Origin of the sequence: Marinobacter sp. EhC06 (assembly GCF_001650915.1) — a bacterium.
In the GTDB taxonomy this organism is placed as follows: Bacteria; Pseudomonadota; Gammaproteobacteria; order Pseudomonadales; family Oleiphilaceae; genus Marinobacter.
Window position 1 is genome coordinate 1 of the sequence record NZ_LXYO01000031.1, and the last position, 1,810, is coordinate 1,810.

The 1,810-nt window shown below is 59.6% G+C and carries 2 protein-coding genes; both read left to right on the forward strand.

From position 1 onward, the window contains the following. The first annotated feature begins 129 nt into the window (after positions 1-129). Positions 130-1,311: a thiolase family protein gene (locus A8B84_RS15870; protein ID WP_064229049.1), complete on the forward strand. Its 1,182-nt coding sequence runs from the start codon at positions 130-132 to the stop codon at positions 1,309-1,311. A 28-nt stretch (positions 1,312-1,339) separates the two neighbouring features. After that, positions 1,340-1,708, forward strand: coding sequence for a Zn-ribbon domain-containing OB-fold protein (locus tag A8B84_RS15875; RefSeq protein WP_064229048.1), 369 nt, complete (start codon positions 1,340-1,342; stop codon positions 1,706-1,708). Positions 1,709-1,810: the final 102 nt, after the last annotated feature.

A 1,810-nucleotide genomic window follows, 5' to 3' on the forward strand; every position in this document is an offset into this window, starting at 1 on the left:
GTCTTGTTGGTGCACGGCTCCGAGCCGCTGTCCACTTTGGGCTTCATTATCTAAGCAAATTTTGTGGCTGGGTCGAGATCCATACAAGATCAAGGTCGGTTGGAATTCTGGGGAGAAGCTGGGGGAGTAATGACTAAACATGGTATTGCCAAGTCGGCGATCATCGGGCTGGGGTTCAGCGAGCTCTCGCGTGAATCTATCGGGAGCGCTCGGAAACTGGCTGCTGACGCAGTTCGCGACGCCCTGGCTGACGCAAACCTACGTCCTTGCGATGTTGACGGCCTGTTGATCAACCGAAGCCCGATAGCGGATCCGGCCAGCATGCCCTTGACTCTACAGGACGATCTGCAGTTGGCGAATCTGCGCCTGCTTTCGGGTATCGAAGGTCAGGGTTCATCTGCGGTACAAATGGTCCAGTATGCCACGGGTGCCATTCGAGCCGGGATGGCACGCACGGTGGTGTGTGTGTTTGCCGACACCCCTGTGCAGCCACAAGGTGGGGGGCAGGCCTTTGCGGCGCCGCTGGCGATTAGTGGCATTCCCGGTTGGGAGGCTCAGTGCGGACTCTACGGCGCACCGGGTGCTTACGCTCTCGCTGCGGATGAGTACCTTTCCTACTACGGTTTAGATCGAGATTGCCTGGGTGCTGTCGCTGTGGCCGATCGGGCGTGGGCGGCGCGCAACCCTAAGGCATTCTTGCGTAAGCCTCTAAGTATTGAACAGTATCGGGCGTCTCCTTGGGTGGTGGAACCGTTTCGGGTTCTGGATTGTGCCTATCCGGTCAATGGTGCGGTTGCCGTGGTGGTCACCTCCGCTCGACGGGCCCCCAACCTTGCCGAGCGCCCCGCCTACGTTCACGGTATGGGTCAGGGGCACGCGGGCAGCGCGGCGCTGGCCGAGGCGCACGATGGCTTGCCGCCCATGGGTTTAGGGCTTGCTTGCCGTATTGCCTGCGATATGGCTGGCGTGGGGCCAAAGGACATTTCAGCCTGCCAGTTCTATGAAGCTTTCTCGCTCACCACGCTCCTTGGCTTGGAGGCTATTGGTTTTTGTGAGCCCGGTACGGCGGGCGCCTTCGTGAAGGCGGGCGAGACGTCGCCCGGTGGTCGGTTGCCCTGCAATACCGGGGGTGGCCATCTGTCAGGCTACTACCTGCAGGGCATGACGCCATTGGCAGAAGCGGTAATCCAGGTCCAAGGTCAGGGCGGGGAGCGCCAGCTCGATAATGTGGCTTTACAACTGGTGACGGGCAATGGCGGGGTTCTCGATTATCATGCCGCTTTACTACTTGGGTCGGAGCCACGCCTGTGAAATCTGTCAAATCGGAGGAGGCAAAGGTATGAGTATTGAGAGCTCGCCAGTCAAGGATCATCCCTTCTATCAGGGGTTGCACCGGGGTCATTTGTTGTACCTGCGCTGTGATGCCTGCAATAGGGCGTTACCCTACGGTGCGAGTTTGTGCCCGCGCTGCCCGGAGTCCTCCATCCGGTGGGAGTCCAGTGCCGGTCGTGGACAGGTGCGGGCGCGGGTGACCTTTCACCGTAGCCACCGCGAAGACCTGCCAGCACCGTACGACGTGGTGGTTGTGCAACTGGACGAGGGGGTCAGGCTATTGGGGCGTTTATCGCCGGTCGCGAAGTCGGTGAAGGCGGAGGCTCGGGTAAGGGCTCAGATTGACCACGGTGATCTGGCGTTTGTCGCAGAATAACAAACAGTCAGCGGCTACGCTGGCGAACGCAGGTCCCTCTATGGGACGTGACATAAGTTAAGGAGGAGAAAATAACAATGTTACCTCGCGATTTGCTTGCAC

Excerpts from the sequence above, each read along its gene's own strand:
- A8B84_RS15870 (WP_064229049.1), top strand. The coding sequence starts at position 130 with ATGACTAAACATGGTATTGCCAAGTCGGCGATCATCGGGCTGGGGTTC.
- A8B84_RS15875 (WP_064229048.1), top strand. The coding sequence starts at position 1,340 with ATGAGTATTGAGAGCTCGCCAGTCAAGGATCATCCCTTCTATCAGGGG.